Consider the following 13,693-nt stretch of genomic DNA (forward strand, 5'->3'; position numbering starts at 1 on the left):
TTTCAAGGAGTTTGTTGTTCCGATGCCGCTGGAAGTGGGGCGCATTATAAGGGGATTCGGAGGCCGGTCAACCTTTAATTTCATGAAATTGAAATATTGAGGGAAAAGACCGTGTCAGGGCCACCAGGTGTTCGCCACAACACCTTCAGCGCCTATGAGATCGAGCGCCGCCCGCGCGGCGCTTCGCGGGTAAACCCGCTCCTACGTTTGTTTCGGGCCAGTTATTCCTGTGGGGTTTGCGCGCGGACGCCTGGGTGCCCGTCTTGGCATCGCGTCGTACAAACAAGGCGGTCGCGCGCGCCTAGCACAGGCGATACTGGCCCGAAACAAACGTAGGAGCGGCTTTAGCCGCGAAGCGCCGCGCGGGCGGCGCTCGATCTCACAGGCGCTGAAGGTGTTGTGGCGGACACTTCTCAAAGCCAACACCATCTATAGACAGGCCCATCGCCGCCCTGACACACCAAAAAGCCCAAAAGCCCAAAAGCAAAAGCGGGGCGGCCTGACGGCCACCCCGCTTTTCAATACAACCCTCCACCCCTAAAGCACACCAGCACCGCGCAAGCGCAGCACCTCACCAGCATCCAGCCCCAACACCTCCCCCAGCACCACCTCGGTATGCTCACCCAGCAGTGGTGGCGCCCGGCGATACTCCACCGGCGTCTCCGACAACCGTATCGGGCTCGCCACTTGCGGCACGCTTCCCGCTAACGGATGCGGCATATTCACCGCCAACCCACGCGCCAGTACCTGGGGGTCCTGGAACATCTGCGCCAGGTCATTGATAGGCCCACATGGCACCCCCGCAGCCTCCAGCTGACTCACCCACTCTGCAGTGGTCTTGAACACCGTAGCCTGGCGAATCAATGGAATCAGCTCACCCCGGTTGGCCACCCGCAGCTTGTTAGTAATAAAGCGCGGGTCGTCCGCCCATTGCGGCTGCCCGGCCACTTCGGCGAACTTGCGGAACTGGCTGTCGTTACCCACGGTAAGAATGAAGTCGCCATCCGCGGTCGGAAAGTCCTGATAAGGCACGATATTGGGGTGCGCATTGCCCAGGCGGCGAGGTGGGTTGCCCGTGGTCAGGTAATTCATCGCCTGGTTCGCCAGGCAGGCCACCTGTACATCTAGCAAGGCCATATCAATATGCTGTCCAACCCCGACCTGATCACGGTGGGCGAGGGCGGCGAGCATGGCCACCGTGGAATACAGCCCAGTAAGAATGTCGGTAAGCGCCACACCCACTTTGACCGGCCCCGCACCTTCCTCGCCCTCCGGGCGACCGGTCAGGCTCATCAGCCCACCCAGCCCCTGGATCATGAAGTCATAGCCAGCGCGCTTGGCATACGGCCCGGTCTGACCAAAGCCGGTGATGGAGCAATAGATAAGTCGCGGGTTGACCGCCTTCAGGCTCTGGTAGTCCAGACCATAAGCAGCTAACCCACCCACCTTGAAGTTCTCGATGACAATGTCGCACTTCGCCGCCAACTCACGCACCAAGCGCTGCCCCTCGGGCTGGGTAAAGTCGATGGTCACCGAGCGCTTGTTGCGGTTGGCTGAAAGGTAGTAAGCCGCTTCGCTGGTGTTCTCACCCTCGGTATCCTTGAGGAAGGGCGGCCCCCACGAGCGTGTATCATCACCACTGCCCGGGCGCTCGACCTTGATCACGTCGGCGCCAAGGTCAGCGAGAATCTGGCCAGACCATGGGCCGGCCAACACGCGCGAAAGGTCCAGCACCCGCAGATGTGATAGCGCGCCCATGGGCTGGCTCCTTATTAATAGAAGGCCTGGATACCGGTCTGCGCACGCCCCAGGATCAGTGCATGCACGTCGTGGGTACCTTCATAGGTATTGACCACCTCCAGGTTGACCAGGTGACGGGCCACACCGAACTCGTCGGAAATGCCATTACCGCCCAGCATGTCACGCGCCATGCGGGCAATATCCAGCGCCTTGCCGCAGGAATTGCGCTTCATGATTGAGGTAATCTCCACCGCAGCCGTACCTTCGTCCTTCATGCGCCCCAGGCGCAGGCAGCCCTGCAGCGCCAGGGTGATTTCGGTCTGCATGTCGGCCAGCTTCTTCTGGATCAGCTGGTTGGCAGCCAGCGGGCGGCCGAACTGCTGACGGTCCAGGGTGTACTGACGCGCGGTGTGCCAGCAGGCTTCGGCAGCGCCCAGCGCCCCCCAGGAAATGCCATAGCGGGCCGAGTTAAGGCAGGTGAACGGGCCCTTGAGGCCACGCACGTCGGGGAAGATGTTTTCTTCGGGCACGAACACATTGTCCATGACGATTTCGCCGGTGATCGAGGCGCGCAGGCCAACCTTGCCGTGGATCGCCGGGGCACTGAGGCCTTGCCATCCTTTCTCCAGGACGAAGCCCCGGATATCACCTGCATCATCTTTGGCCCAGACCACGAACACATCAGCGATCGGGCTGTTGGTGATCCACATCTTGCTGCCGCTCAGGCGATAACCGCCGTCGACCTTTTTGGCTCGGGTGATCATCGAGCCCGGATCGGAACCATGGTTAGGCTCGGTCAGGCCGAAGCAACCAATCCACTCGCCACTGGCCAGCTTGGGCAGGTACTTCTGCTTTTGTGCTTCAGTGCCAAATTCGTTGATCGGCACCATCACCAGCGACGACTGCACACTCATCATCGAACGGTAGCCCGAGTCGATGCGCTCCACTTCACGCGCAATCAGGCCATAGCACACGTAGTTCAGGCCGCTGCCGCCGTACTGCTCGGGAATGGTTGCACCCAGCAGCCCGACTTCACCCATCTCGCGGAAGATCGCCGGGTCGGTCTGCTCGTGACGGAAGGCCTCGAGCACACGCGGGGCCAGCTTGTCCTGGGCGAACTGATAAGCGCTGTCACGCACCATGCGCTCTTCTTCAGTGAGCTGCTGATCCAGCAGCAGCGGGTCGATCCAGTTGAAGCTTGCTTTACCGGCCATGAGCGAAATCCTCGAAATAGGGAGCAGTTTCTTGTGCCTTTGAGCCTAGGCCTGATCGGCCGCCGGGACAAACGAGGATTGCGCACCAATTAGTGATAATTTGTCACTTCGTAAATCGGCAAAACGCCATATTGACAGCCTTACAAGTGAGGTTGACGTACATGCGTCGCAAGATCCCCAGTACCGCCGCCCTGGTTTGCTTTGAGGCGGCGGCGCGTAACGAGAGCTTTACCAAGGCCGCCCAGGAGCTCGCCCTGACCCAGGGCGCCGTCTGTCGGCAGATCGGTGGCCTGGAGGCATTTCTAAATGTGGAATTGTTCCGCCGCTCGCGTCGCGGCGTGAAGCTGACCGAAGCCGGCCTGTCCTATAGCCGTCAGGTGGCCGCACAACTGGATGCCGTAGAGCGCGACACCTTATCGGTGATGCGCCAGCAGGGCGCCAATGTGATCGAGCTGGCAGTGGTGCCCACCTTCGGCACCCAATGGCTGCTACCGCGGCTCAAGGACTTTCAGCAGCGCCACCCGGAAGTCACGGTCAACCTCACCAACCGCACCCGGCCATTCCTGTTTGCCGACACCACTTTCGATGCCGCCATCTATTTCGGCGACGCTGACTGGTCCGGCACCCAGTCGCACAGGCTGATGGGAGAAAACCCCGTGCCCGTCTGCAGCCCGGCGCTGCTGGGCGGGCAGGGCACGCTCGAAGCACAGCGCATCGCCCAGCTACCCCTGCTGCAGCAAAGCACGCGCCCCTATGCCTGGCGGCAATGGTTCGGCAGCGTGGGCCTGAATGTGGAGCGCGACATGACAGGCCCGCGCTATGAACTATTCTCGATGCTCGCCCAGGCGGCCATGCACGAAATGGGCATCGCCCTGATTCCACCGTTCCTGATCCAGCGCGAGTTGGAGGAGGGTAGGCTGGTGGTCGCTAACAGGCATGCCCTGAGCAGTGACAAGGCCTACTATCTGATGATTCCAGAGCGCAAGGTGGAGTCAGCCTCGCTACGTGCATTCCGCGACTGGCTGGTGAACCAAGCCCAGGCGTACACAGCAAAAGGCTAAGCAAGTGCGACAAATTGACTCCGTAGTCAATTATTTTGAACACCTACAGATATATGTATTTGTCGCATTTAAGTAAACTGTTACGCAAGCACAAAAACACCCTTTAACCCTGCTGACTGCGCGGCTTTGCGGGTTATTTTGCGACATTCACCAAGCCGTAAGCGAATTGACCGCAATTTTTTTCATTTTTTCTCCTAATCTGCCAATAGCCTATGGTTGACGGGCTGCGGCCTTACAGCTGCGACAAGCGGTCACAGGGTGACTTGTAGTTTTAACTTAGTTTCGCTCCAGAACCGGTTGAAGGCCTCTGGGTTCGTCTGCAAAATGCTTCGCCCGCCCGGAATCCGGCGGGCTGGCGCTCCACAGCCGCCCCAGCGCACCATCCGAAGTGTGCTGGCTTTTACAAAGACAAAAGGTCACCGCAGGAGAAATAGTCGTGCACATTGGTGTTCCTCTCGAGACGCAGACCGGTGAGACAAGGGTCGCTGCGACCCCGGAAACCATCAAGAAACTGATTGGCCAGGGCCATCAGGTCACCGTCCAACGGGGGGCAGGGCTCAACGCCAGCATTCCGGACAGTGCCTATGAGGCCGTGGGTGCTTCCCTGGGGAGCGCAGCCGATGCCTACGGCGCCCAATTGGTCCTCAAAGTGGTCGCTCCCAACGACCAGGAACTGGCCCTGATCAACAGCGGCAGCCTCCTGGTGGGCATGCTCAACCCCTTCAACAGCGAGCTGATCGGCAAGATGGCCGAATGCGGTATTACCGCCTTCGCCCTGGAAGCCGCGCCGCGCACTTCACGGGCGCAGAGCCTGGACGTGCTGTCGTCGCAGGCCAACATCGCCGGTTACAAGGCCGTGTTGCTGGCTGCCCATCACTACCCTCGCTTCATGCCCATGCTGATGACCGCGGCCGGTACCGTGAAGGCCGCGCGGGTGTTGATCCTGGGGGCGGGCGTTGCCGGCCTGCAGGCCATCGCCACGGCCAAGCGCCTGGGCGCGGTGATCGAGGCGTCCGACGTACGCCCGGCCGTGAAGGAGCAGATCGAGTCGCTGGGCGCCAAGTTCATCGACGTGCCCTACGAGACCGATGAGGAACGCGAGTGCGCCGAAGGCGTAGGCGGCTATGCCCGCCCGATGCCGGCCAGCTGGATGCAACGCCAGGCCCAGGCCGTGCACGAGCGCGCCAAGCAGGCCGATATCGTCATCACTACCGCGCTGATCCCCGGCCGCAAGGCACCGACCCTGCTCAGCGCCGAAACCGTCGCGCAGATGAAGCCCGGCTCGGTGGTCATCGACCTCGCGGCAGCCCAGGGCGGCAACTGCCCGCTGACCGTCGCCGACCAGGCGGTGCAGGAAAACGGTGTGATCATCGTTGGCCCTACCAACCTGCCGGCCCAGGTGGGTGCCGATGCCTCGGCGCTGTATGCACGCAACCTGCTGGACTTCATGAAGCTGCTGTTCGACAAGGACGGCGCACTGGTCATCAACCTCGAAGACGACATCGTCGCGGCCTGCCTGATGTGCCGCGATGGTCAGGTCGTCCGCAAGAACGGCTAAGGAGCACGACAATGGAAGACATGCTGATTTCCCATGGCATCTACAACCTGATCATCTTCGTGCTGGCCATCTATGTGGGCTACCACGTGGTGTGGAACGTTACCCCGGCGCTGCACACCCCGCTGATGGCGGTCACCAACGCCATCTCGGCGATCGTCATCGTCGGCGCGATGCTGGCTGCGGCCCTGACCGTGACCCCGGCCGGCAAGCTGATGGGCACCCTCGCCGTGGCCCTGGCCGCGGTCAATGTGTTCGGTGGCTTCCTGGTCACCCGCCGCATGCTTGAGATGTTCAAGAAGAAAACCAAGAACGAGGCGCAGAAGTAAGCATGAGCATGAATCTGGTAACGCTCCTCTACCTCGTCGCCTCGGTGTGCTTCATCCAGGCGCTCAAAGGCCTGTCGCACCCGACTACCTCGCGGCGCGGCAACCTGTACGGCATGATCGGCATGGGGATCGCCATCCTCACCACGGTTGGCCTCATCTATAAGCTGGGGGCTGAGCTTGCTACTGCCGGCATCGGCTACGTGATCGTCGGCCTGCTGGTCGGCGGCACCGCCGGCTCGATCATGGCCAAGCGCGTCGAGATGACCAAGATGCCTGAGCTGGTGGCCTTCATGCACAGCATGATCGGCCTGGCTGCGGTGTTCATTGCCATCGCCGCCGTGCTGGAGCCACAGTCGATGGGCATCGTTGCCGCCATCAGCGACCCGATCCCCACCGGTAACCGTCTGGAGCTGTTCCTTGGCGCAGCCATCGGTGCCATTACCTTCTCCGGTTCGGTGATCGCCTTTGGCAAGCTGTCGGGCAAGTACAAGTTCCGCCTGTTCCAGGGCGCACCGGTACAGTTCGCCGGCCAGCACAAGCTGAACCTGATCCTCGGCCTGACCACCATCGCCCTGGGCCTGCTGTTCACCTTCACCGGCCATTACAGTGCCTTCACCCTGATGCTGGTTCTGGCCTTCATCATGGGCGTGCTGATCATTATCCCGATCGGCGGCGCCGACATGCCGGTGGTGGTGTCGATGCTCAACAGTTATTCGGGCTGGGCGGCGGCCGGTATCGGCTTCTCGCTGAACAACTCGATGCTGATCATCGCAGGCTCCCTGGTCGGCTCGTCCGGTGCCATCCTCTCGTACATCATGTGCAAGGCGATGAACCGTTCGTTCTTCAACGTCATTCTCGGCGGCTTCGGCGGCGATACCGATGCCGGCGCCGCGCAAGGTTCGCAAGAACAGCGCCCGGTGAAGTCCGGCTCGGCCGACGATGCCACCTTCCTGCTGAGCAACGCCGACAGCGTGATCATCGTCCCGGGTTATGGCCTGGCGGTAGCCCGTGCCCAGCACGCACTGAAGGAACTGACCGAGAAGCTGACCCACAACGGCGTGACCGTGAAGTACGCGATCCACCCGGTGGCGGGGCGTATGCCCGGGCACATGAACGTGCTGCTGGCCGAGGCCGAAGTGCCATACGACCAGGTGTTCGAGATGGAAGACATCAACGCCGAGTTCGGCCAGGCCGACGTGGTGCTGGTGTTGGGCGCAAACGACGTGGTCAACCCGGCGGCGAAGAACGATCCCAAGTCGCCCATCGCCGGCATGCCGATCCTCGAAGCGTTCAAGGCCAAGACCATCATCGTCAACAAGCGCTCCATGGCCAGCGGCTATGCCGGCCTGGATAACGAACTGTTCTACCTGGACAAGACCATGATGGTGTTCGGCGACGCCAAGAAGGTCATCGAAGACATGGTCAAGGCGGTGGAGTGAGACCTGCCGCTGCAAACCAGCTGATATAAAGGAAGCCCCGGTCAGAATCTGCCGGGGCTTTTCTTTTATTGATCCGGATCAACGGCTCTACTTCAAGGCTTCTCATACGACCATGGTCGTGGGACGGCACTGGGCGAAATCTCTAGACTGCGCTGCAGTAGTTTCAGTAGCCCGAGATAACAATCCATGTACCGTGATCGTATCCGCTTGTCCTCCCTGCACAGCAAGGTAATGAGTGCGGCTGATGCCGCTGGTCTGATCGAGGACGGCATGACCGTCGGCATGAGCGGTTTCACCCGCGCCGGCGAAGCCAAGGCCGTACCACATGCACTGGCCGAACGTGCCAAGCAGTCGCCACTGAAAATCAGCCTGATGACCGGCGCCAGCCTGGGTAATGACCTGGACAAGCAACTGACCGAGGCCGGCGTGCTGGCTCGCCGCATGCCGTTCCAGGTCGACAGCACCCTGCGCAAGGCCATCAACGACGGCCAGGTGATGTTCATTGACCAGCACCTGTCGGAAACCGTCGAGCAACTGCGCAACCAGCAGCTGAAGCTGCCGGACATCGCGGTCATCGAAGCCGTGGCCATCACTGAGCAAGGCCACATCGTGCCAACCACTTCGGTGGGCAACTCGGCCAGCTTCGCAATTTTCGCCAAGCAAGTGATCGTCGAGATCAACCTGTCGCACAACGCCAACCTCGAAGGCCTGCACGACATCTATATCCCGACCTACCGCCCGACCCGCACGCCTATCCCGCTGGTAAAGGTCGACGACCGTATCGGCAGCACTGCAATCCCGATCGACCCCGCCAAGATCGTTGGCATCGTCATCAGCGACCAGCCAGACTCGCCGTCCACCGTGCTGCCGCCGGATGACGAAACCCAGGGCATCGCCGACCACCTGATCAACTTCCTCAAGCAGGAAGTGGAAGCTGGCCGCATGACCAACAAACTCGGCCCGCTGCAGGCAGGCATCGGCAGCATCGCCAACGCGGTGATGTGCGGCCTGATCGAGTCGCCGTTCGAAGACCTGACCATGTACTCCGAAGTACTGCAGGACTCTACCTTCGACCTGATCGACGCCGGCAAGCTGAGCTTTGCCTCGGGCAGCTCGATTACGCTGTCGACGCGCCGTAATGCCGATGTGTTCGGCAACCTGGAGCGCTACAAAGACAAGCTGGTACTGCGCCCGCAAGAAATTTCCAACCACCCGGAAGTGGTACGTCGCTTGGGCATCATCGGTATCAACACCGCACTGGAGTTCGATATCTACGGCAACGTCAACTCCACCCACGTGTGTGGCACCAAGATGATGAACGGCATCGGTGGCTCGGGTGACTTCGCCCGTAATGCCCACCTGGCAGTGTTCGTCACCAAGTCGATTGCCAAAGGCGGCGCGATTTCCAGCGTGGTGCCAATGGTCAGCCATGTCGACCATACCGAGCACGACGTGGACATCCTGGTCACCGAGCAAGGCCTGGCCGACCTGCGTGGCCTGGCACCGCGCGAGCGTGCACGGGCGATCATCGACAACTGTGTGCACCCAGACTACCGCGCTGCGCTGAACGACTACTTCGATCGCGCCTGCCAGCGTGGGGGCCACACCCCGCACATTCTGCGTGAAGCGCTGAGCTGGCACGAAAACCTGGAAGAAACCGGTCGCATGCTGGCCAGCTGATCCAGCGGTGGTACGGAACAGCGGCCCTGCTTCCGCTGTTCCGGCCTCTTCGCGGGCTTGCCCGCGAGAGGGCCATAACAGTCAAATCCTTCTATCAGAACACCTTGCGGTCAACAGTCAGCATAAACTGTACTACTGTACTGGTAATTTCACTCTTCCTCGCTTCATGAATCCCTTTACCAAAGCCAAAACGCACCATTCAGGTGCAGACCAGTACAGTTGCGCCTATTTCGAGTGCAACAGTAGGGTTACACAGTTAACTGAGCCATCGTCTTTCAACTGAACTGTATCTACTGTTATGGACAGCAGAGGAGGATCATTGGCATCAGTTAAATCACTACCTAATCCCGCCATGAGCGGAAGGATGAAACATCATGGAACGTACCCTCAGTTCCGGTCTGGTTTTTGAAAGCAACACCCAACAATCCAACGCCTCGCTGCCGCTGCGTGCCCTGTCCACCCTGCTGCTGTGGCAGCGCCGTATGGCCAGCCGCCGTCAATTGGCTCGCCTGGACGGCCGCCTGCTGGCTGACGCCGGTATCAGCGAGTCGCAGCGTTACGAAGAGCTGAGCAAGCCTTTCTGGCGCTAAGCTCCGGCTAGCCGGCTTCTGCCGGCACCGCGAATTCCCAAACCCGTTGCAGGCGACTGCAGCGGGTTTTTTGTTGCCCGAAAGGCTTGCTCCAGAGCGGTCGAGTCAAATACCAGTACAATTTCAAAACCACCAAGAACAAACCATAACAGTTGACCGGTAAAGCACTCATTAACCTCCAGATACAGCAGTGCGTGATACGCTTTGCCAAACAGTCTGGTTTAGAACCAGTTGTTGAAAAAGTACCGCGACGAGCCGTGCAAGCGTCCGATAACGCAGAACCAAACTGACCCTACCCAGGAGTCCAAGATCATGTCCCGTAAACACCTGATTGGCGCCGCCTTGCTGCTCGGCTTGGCCGGCACTGCCAACGCCAGCAGTTTCGTTGTCACCACGGATGCAGTCGTACGCGCTGTTGCTGCCTCCACCGACGCCACTTCCGACCTGACCTCGTCGTTCCGCGACGACAAGATTGTTCAGGCTGCGCGCGATGACGCTGCCAGCTTCGTCGGCACTCAAGGCGCTATCCGCGGCGCCCGACTGGAAAGCGCTTTCCTGCACATCCGTTCGAGCATGCCGGCTCTGCAAGCCAGCGATGCACAGTTGGCCCAGGCCATCCTGGCGATCTGATACACGCTATGCAAAACAGGTGCGTTGGCTACGGCCCTCGCACCTGGGGTAGCCTTCGCCGTCCATTTTCCTAGCCTTCAAGAAAGCCCATGCGTTATCTGTTGCCGTTGCTGTTCACCGCCGCTGGCATGGCCAGCGCCCATGCCATGGATACCACCACGCAAGGCCTGGTCATCACGGGCTATGTCACCAGCCAGGTCACCACCGCACCTTTCGATCGCAAACTGGTCAGACAGGCTCGCGACGATGCCGCCGCATTCGTTGCCACCGATGGCCTGATCCGCGGTGCGCGCCTGGAAGCGGCACTCGACTCGCTGCGTCACAACTGCGCCCGGCACTCCGTCGGTGACCTTGAACTGGCAGAAGCAATTCTCGTCCAATAACTACACCTGACTCCCTGTATTTTTCGGAGATGCTCCATGCGTAAACCGCTGATTGCCGCTACCCTCGGCATGCTGCTGCTGGCCGACCTGGCCCAGGCACAGACCTTGGTGGCCACCAGCAACATCATCGTGCGTGCCTTTGGCCGTTCGATCGACTTCACCTCTGACACCACCACCTCGATCCGCGACTCCAAGGTCGTGCGCGAGGCCCATGACGACGCCGCCAGCTTCGTCGCCAGCAATGGCGATATCCGTGGCGCGCAACTCGAAGCCGCATTCCACACCCTTCGCGAGCGCGTACCTGAAGCTCGCGATGCCAGCGACCAGGTACTGGCCGAAGCCATCCTCGCGCTGTGAACCGTGTGCGTGCCTGGCTGCTCGGCTGCGCCCTGACGCTGCTGGGCTCGCCCGCCCTGGCCGACCTGCAGCTGGACCTGCAGGCGGCCGGCCTCGACCCACAGCAGGCGCAAGCCACCCATGCCCTGCTCGACGAGGCGCTGGGCAAGTTGCCGCCACGCTTCAAGCAACAGCTGGACAGGCGCGTCACAGTCAGCTGGAGCGACAACATGCCTGCCGATGCCTATGGCCAGGCATCTCTGGGATCGACCCTGGCGCTCAACCGCCGTCTGCTGCCCGGTTTGACTGATGGCAGTGCCGCCACCGAACGTACCAACCGCCCCCATGGCACCGTGCGTGAAGAGCTACTGGCCACCGTCCTGCACGAACTCACCCACATCTACGACCGCGCCCGGCTGTGGCCCAGCGCCGAAAGTGCGCTGATCACCCGTTGCAAGCGCCGCCAAGGCACATTGGGCAAGGTCGGCCTGCCCGAAGAGTGCCGTGGCCAGGCCGAGCGCCGCTTCACCCTCAGTGACGACCCACGCCTGCTCGACCTGGCCGGCTGGCAGCAATACGTCGGCCGCCGCGGCGAACGCGAACAGCAGAACGGCCAGTTCGTTCGCAGCCCCGACAGCTACGAGCTGAGCAGCCCCAAGGAATACATCGCGGTCAACATGGAGTACTTCCTCCTCGACCCGAGCTACGCGTGCCGTCGACCGGCGCTCAACCAGTACCTGCGTGATCACTTCGGCTGGGCACCACAACAGGACACCTGCGCCAAGGGCTTGCCGTTCCTGAATGCCGGCAGCGACTTCGCCCGCCAACCACTGGGCGAAATCGACCCCGAACGGGTCTATGAGGTGGATTACCTGCTGGCCGAAGCCAACCAGAACCTGGTCAGCCGCTGGGGCCACAGCATGCTGCGCCTGGTGATCTGCAAACCTGGCCGCCCACGCGGGCCGGACTGCCGCCTGGACCTCGACCAGAGTTTGGTGCTGTCGTACCGCGCCTTCGTCAACGACGTACAGCTGTCCAGCTGGGATGGCCTGGTCGGCGCCTACCCCTCGCGCTTGTTCGTGCTGCCGCTGGGCCAGGTGATTGACGAATACACCAAGACCGAACTGCGCAGCCTGGCCTCGGTGCCCCTGAAGCTCAACCGTGATGAAGTCGAGAACCTGGTGCGCCAGGCTGCCGAGATGCACTGGAGCTACGATGGCAACTACTGGTTCCTGTCCAACAACTGTGCGGTGGAATCGTTGAAACTGTTGCGCAGCGGCACCGCCAACCCGCACCTGAACGACCTCGACAGCATCATGCCCAATGGCTTGCTGGCCGTGCTCAAGGGGAGGGGGCTGGCCGACACCAGCGTGCTCGACAACCCGCGCGAGGCGTTGCGCCTGGGCTATCGCTTCGATTCTTACCGCGACCGCTACCAGGCCATGTTCGGCGTACTGCGCAAGCAACTGCCGATCAAGCAGGCCCAGGTTGAAGACTGGCTGGCCCTGAGTGCCGAACAACGCCGCCCCTGGTTCGCCAAGGCCGACCTGCGCACCAGCGCTGCCTTGCTCCTGCTTGAACAGGCCAGCCTGCGCCAGCAACTGCTGCTGGCCCAGGACGAGGTCAAGCAACGCTACCTGAATGCCGCAGCGCTGAAAGACGGCAGCATCAACAAGGCCGATGCAACCCTCAAGCAGATGCTGGCCAATAGCGGCTTCCTCAGTCGCCCGGCAGAGTTGCTCGATGCCAAGGGCTACGGGCTGCCGCAGCCGGAGGAGCGCAAGCACCTGGAGCAGGAGAGCAGCGAGCGGCAGGCAAAGTTGTTGCGCTTGAGCACGAACCTGGACAAAGAGGTGAGGGCGCTGCTGGAGCCTTCGCGGGCCAAGGAAATTGCTGCGGTCGAGGCCAATGTGAAGGAGATCGGTGAACATTTGCGGGCGCTACACAAGGCTGCCGGTGGCCTGCAGTTGTGATGTTTGCAGGGCTGGCCTCTTCGCGGGCAAGCCCGCTCCCACAGGATCTATACAGCACTTGAGGTCTGCGCCGTACCTGTGTAGGAGCGGGTTTACCCGCGAAGAGGCCAGTGCAGGCAGCACAAGGCCTACAGCCTTTCCTCTGTCTCCGAAGGCAAATCCTCATCCAGGTGCAACCAAGGCAACCGGCTACCCACCCAGATATGCCGGTTGGCCCGTACCCGCTCCGGGTGGTCCAGCGTCGCCACCGTCACATCGACCGTCTCCGGGCTGTGCGTGGTCACCAGCGCCACATGCGCCCCGCAATGCCCACAGAAGTACCGGCTGCAACTGGCCGGTGCCACATAGCAACTCGGCTCACCCGCCAACCACCTGAACCCCGAACGGGGCAGGGTAAGCCAGGTCACCACCAGCCCGCCGCTGACCCGCCGGCAGATCGAACAGTGGCAGTGGGCAATGTCCGTCAGGTCACCCTCCAAGCGATATCGCAAGGCGCCGCAATGGCAGCCACCTTCGGTTACATCCTGCATCACCTACCTCTCGTCGCCTTTGTTTCAGCGAAAGCTGGCTGAAAGCTTCCCCTCATAGGATAGCCCCCACTACCGGCACAAGACCGGTCAGCCAGGGCTCCCGGTCAATACCGCGCCCGGCCCAATCAACAACAACAATGGTGATTCTGATGTATTCCTGTGCCCGCCTTCCTGCAGTCCCCCTCCGCATGCTCCCCGCGCAGCGCCCAACGCGCTGATCTGCCCGAATCGAT

Annotated in this window: 13 protein-coding genes; 10 read left to right on the forward strand and 3 right to left on the reverse strand. The window is 61.4% G+C overall.

Annotation, left to right across the window (positions count from 1 at the left end):
* Nucleotides 1-537 precede the first annotated feature (537 nt).
* Together ACIP1G_RS20940 and ACIP1G_RS20945 are read right to left on the reverse strand one after the other, a co-directional pair.
* The gene (locus tag ACIP1G_RS20940; RefSeq protein ID WP_400740429.1) at nucleotides 538-1,758 is read right to left on the reverse strand and encodes a CaiB/BaiF CoA transferase family protein; all 1,221 of its coding nucleotides are present in this window, start codon (nucleotides 1,756-1,758) and stop codon (nucleotides 538-540) included.
* Between the two features lie 14 nt (nucleotides 1,759-1,772).
* A complete protein-coding gene (locus ACIP1G_RS20945; RefSeq protein ID WP_400653785.1) occupies nucleotides 1,773-2,954 on the reverse strand; it encodes an acyl-CoA dehydrogenase in 1,182 nt (393 codons plus the stop codon).
* 161 nt (nucleotides 2,955-3,115) lie between these two features.
* Between ACIP1G_RS20945 and ACIP1G_RS20950 the strand changes: the two genes are divergently transcribed.
* From ACIP1G_RS20950 to ACIP1G_RS20995, 10 genes are all read left to right on the forward strand, one after another.
* Nucleotides 3,116-4,015 carry a LysR family transcriptional regulator gene (locus tag ACIP1G_RS20950; RefSeq protein WP_400740431.1) on the forward strand — a complete coding sequence of 300 codons (900 nt, stop codon included), beginning with the start codon at nucleotides 3,116-3,118 and terminating at the stop codon, nucleotides 4,013-4,015.
* A gap of 436 nt (nucleotides 4,016-4,451) precedes the next feature.
* On the forward strand, nucleotides 4,452-5,573 hold the full coding sequence (locus ACIP1G_RS20955) for a Re/Si-specific NAD(P)(+) transhydrogenase subunit alpha (RefSeq protein WP_400740433.1): 1,122 nt from the start codon (nucleotides 4,452-4,454) through the stop codon (nucleotides 5,571-5,573).
* 11 nt (nucleotides 5,574-5,584) lie between these two features.
* Nucleotides 5,585-5,899, forward strand: a complete 315-nt coding sequence (locus ACIP1G_RS20960) for an NAD(P) transhydrogenase subunit alpha (RefSeq protein WP_003256966.1) — start codon at nucleotides 5,585-5,587, stop codon at nucleotides 5,897-5,899.
* A gap of 2 nt (nucleotides 5,900-5,901) precedes the next feature.
* Entirely contained in the window at nucleotides 5,902-7,338 is a 1,437-nt protein-coding gene (locus ACIP1G_RS20965; protein WP_400740434.1) for an NAD(P)(+) transhydrogenase (Re/Si-specific) subunit beta, read from the forward strand.
* Nucleotides 7,339-7,524: 186 nt separating this feature from the next.
* Entirely contained in the window at nucleotides 7,525-9,018 is a 1,494-nt protein-coding gene (locus ACIP1G_RS20970; RefSeq protein WP_346646476.1) for an acetyl-CoA hydrolase/transferase family protein, read from the forward strand.
* 374 nt (nucleotides 9,019-9,392) lie between these two features.
* Complete coding sequence (locus tag ACIP1G_RS20975; protein WP_400740436.1) at nucleotides 9,393-9,608, forward strand: DUF1127 domain-containing protein; 216 nt, start codon at nucleotides 9,393-9,395, stop codon at nucleotides 9,606-9,608.
* A 312-nt stretch (nucleotides 9,609-9,920) separates the two neighbouring features.
* Entirely contained in the window at nucleotides 9,921-10,238 is a 318-nt protein-coding gene (locus tag ACIP1G_RS20980) for a DUF2388 domain-containing protein (RefSeq protein ID WP_400740438.1), read from the forward strand.
* A gap of 89 nt (nucleotides 10,239-10,327) precedes the next feature.
* Nucleotides 10,328-10,621, forward strand: a complete 294-nt coding sequence (locus ACIP1G_RS20985; RefSeq protein WP_400740439.1) for a DUF2388 domain-containing protein — start codon at nucleotides 10,328-10,330, stop codon at nucleotides 10,619-10,621.
* Nucleotides 10,622-10,657: 36 nt separating this feature from the next.
* Entirely contained in the window at nucleotides 10,658-10,978 is a 321-nt protein-coding gene (locus tag ACIP1G_RS20990; RefSeq protein ID WP_400740441.1) for a DUF2388 domain-containing protein, read from the forward strand.
* Nucleotides 10,975-12,930 carry a DUF4105 domain-containing protein gene (locus tag ACIP1G_RS20995; RefSeq protein ID WP_400740442.1) on the forward strand — a complete coding sequence of 652 codons (1,956 nt, stop codon included), beginning with the start codon at nucleotides 10,975-10,977 and terminating at the stop codon, nucleotides 12,928-12,930. The genes ACIP1G_RS20990 and ACIP1G_RS20995 overlap by 4 nt, the downstream gene beginning before the upstream one ends.
* Nucleotides 12,931-13,058: 128 nt before the next feature.
* On the opposite strand, the gene ACIP1G_RS21000 is transcribed toward ACIP1G_RS20995, so the two are convergent.
* The gene (locus ACIP1G_RS21000) at nucleotides 13,059-13,460 is read right to left on the reverse strand and encodes a GFA family protein (RefSeq protein ID WP_400740443.1); all 402 of its coding nucleotides are present in this window, start codon (nucleotides 13,458-13,460) and stop codon (nucleotides 13,059-13,061) included.
* Nucleotides 13,461-13,693: the final 233 nt, after the last annotated feature.

The sequence above is a fragment of the Pseudomonas sp. NPDC089392 genome (assembly GCF_044749595.1).
Lineage (GTDB): Bacteria > Pseudomonadota > Gammaproteobacteria > Pseudomonadales > Pseudomonadaceae > Aquipseudomonas.

Excerpts from the sequence above, each read along its gene's own strand:
- ACIP1G_RS20940 (WP_400740429.1), bottom strand. The coding sequence starts at position 1,758 with ATGGGCGCGCTATCACATCTGCGGGTGCTGGACCTTTCGCGCGTGTTG.
- ACIP1G_RS20945 (WP_400653785.1), bottom strand. The coding sequence starts at position 2,954 with ATGGCCGGTAAAGCAAGCTTCAACTGGATCGACCCGCTGCTGCTGGAT.
- ACIP1G_RS20950 (WP_400740431.1), top strand. The coding sequence starts at position 3,116 with ATGCGTCGCAAGATCCCCAGTACCGCCGCCCTGGTTTGCTTTGAGGCG.
- ACIP1G_RS20960 (WP_003256966.1), top strand. The coding sequence starts at position 5,585 with ATGGAAGACATGCTGATTTCCCATGGCATCTACAACCTGATCATCTTC.
- ACIP1G_RS20965 (WP_400740434.1), top strand. The coding sequence starts at position 5,902 with ATGAGCATGAATCTGGTAACGCTCCTCTACCTCGTCGCCTCGGTGTGC.
- ACIP1G_RS20970 (WP_346646476.1), top strand. The coding sequence starts at position 7,525 with ATGTACCGTGATCGTATCCGCTTGTCCTCCCTGCACAGCAAGGTAATG.
- ACIP1G_RS20975 (WP_400740436.1), top strand. The coding sequence starts at position 9,393 with ATGGAACGTACCCTCAGTTCCGGTCTGGTTTTTGAAAGCAACACCCAA.
- ACIP1G_RS20980 (WP_400740438.1), top strand. The coding sequence starts at position 9,921 with ATGTCCCGTAAACACCTGATTGGCGCCGCCTTGCTGCTCGGCTTGGCC.
- ACIP1G_RS20985 (WP_400740439.1), top strand. The coding sequence starts at position 10,328 with ATGCGTTATCTGTTGCCGTTGCTGTTCACCGCCGCTGGCATGGCCAGC.
- ACIP1G_RS20990 (WP_400740441.1), top strand. The coding sequence starts at position 10,658 with ATGCGTAAACCGCTGATTGCCGCTACCCTCGGCATGCTGCTGCTGGCC.
- ACIP1G_RS21000 (WP_400740443.1), bottom strand. The coding sequence starts at position 13,460 with ATGCAGGATGTAACCGAAGGTGGCTGCCATTGCGGCGCCTTGCGATAT.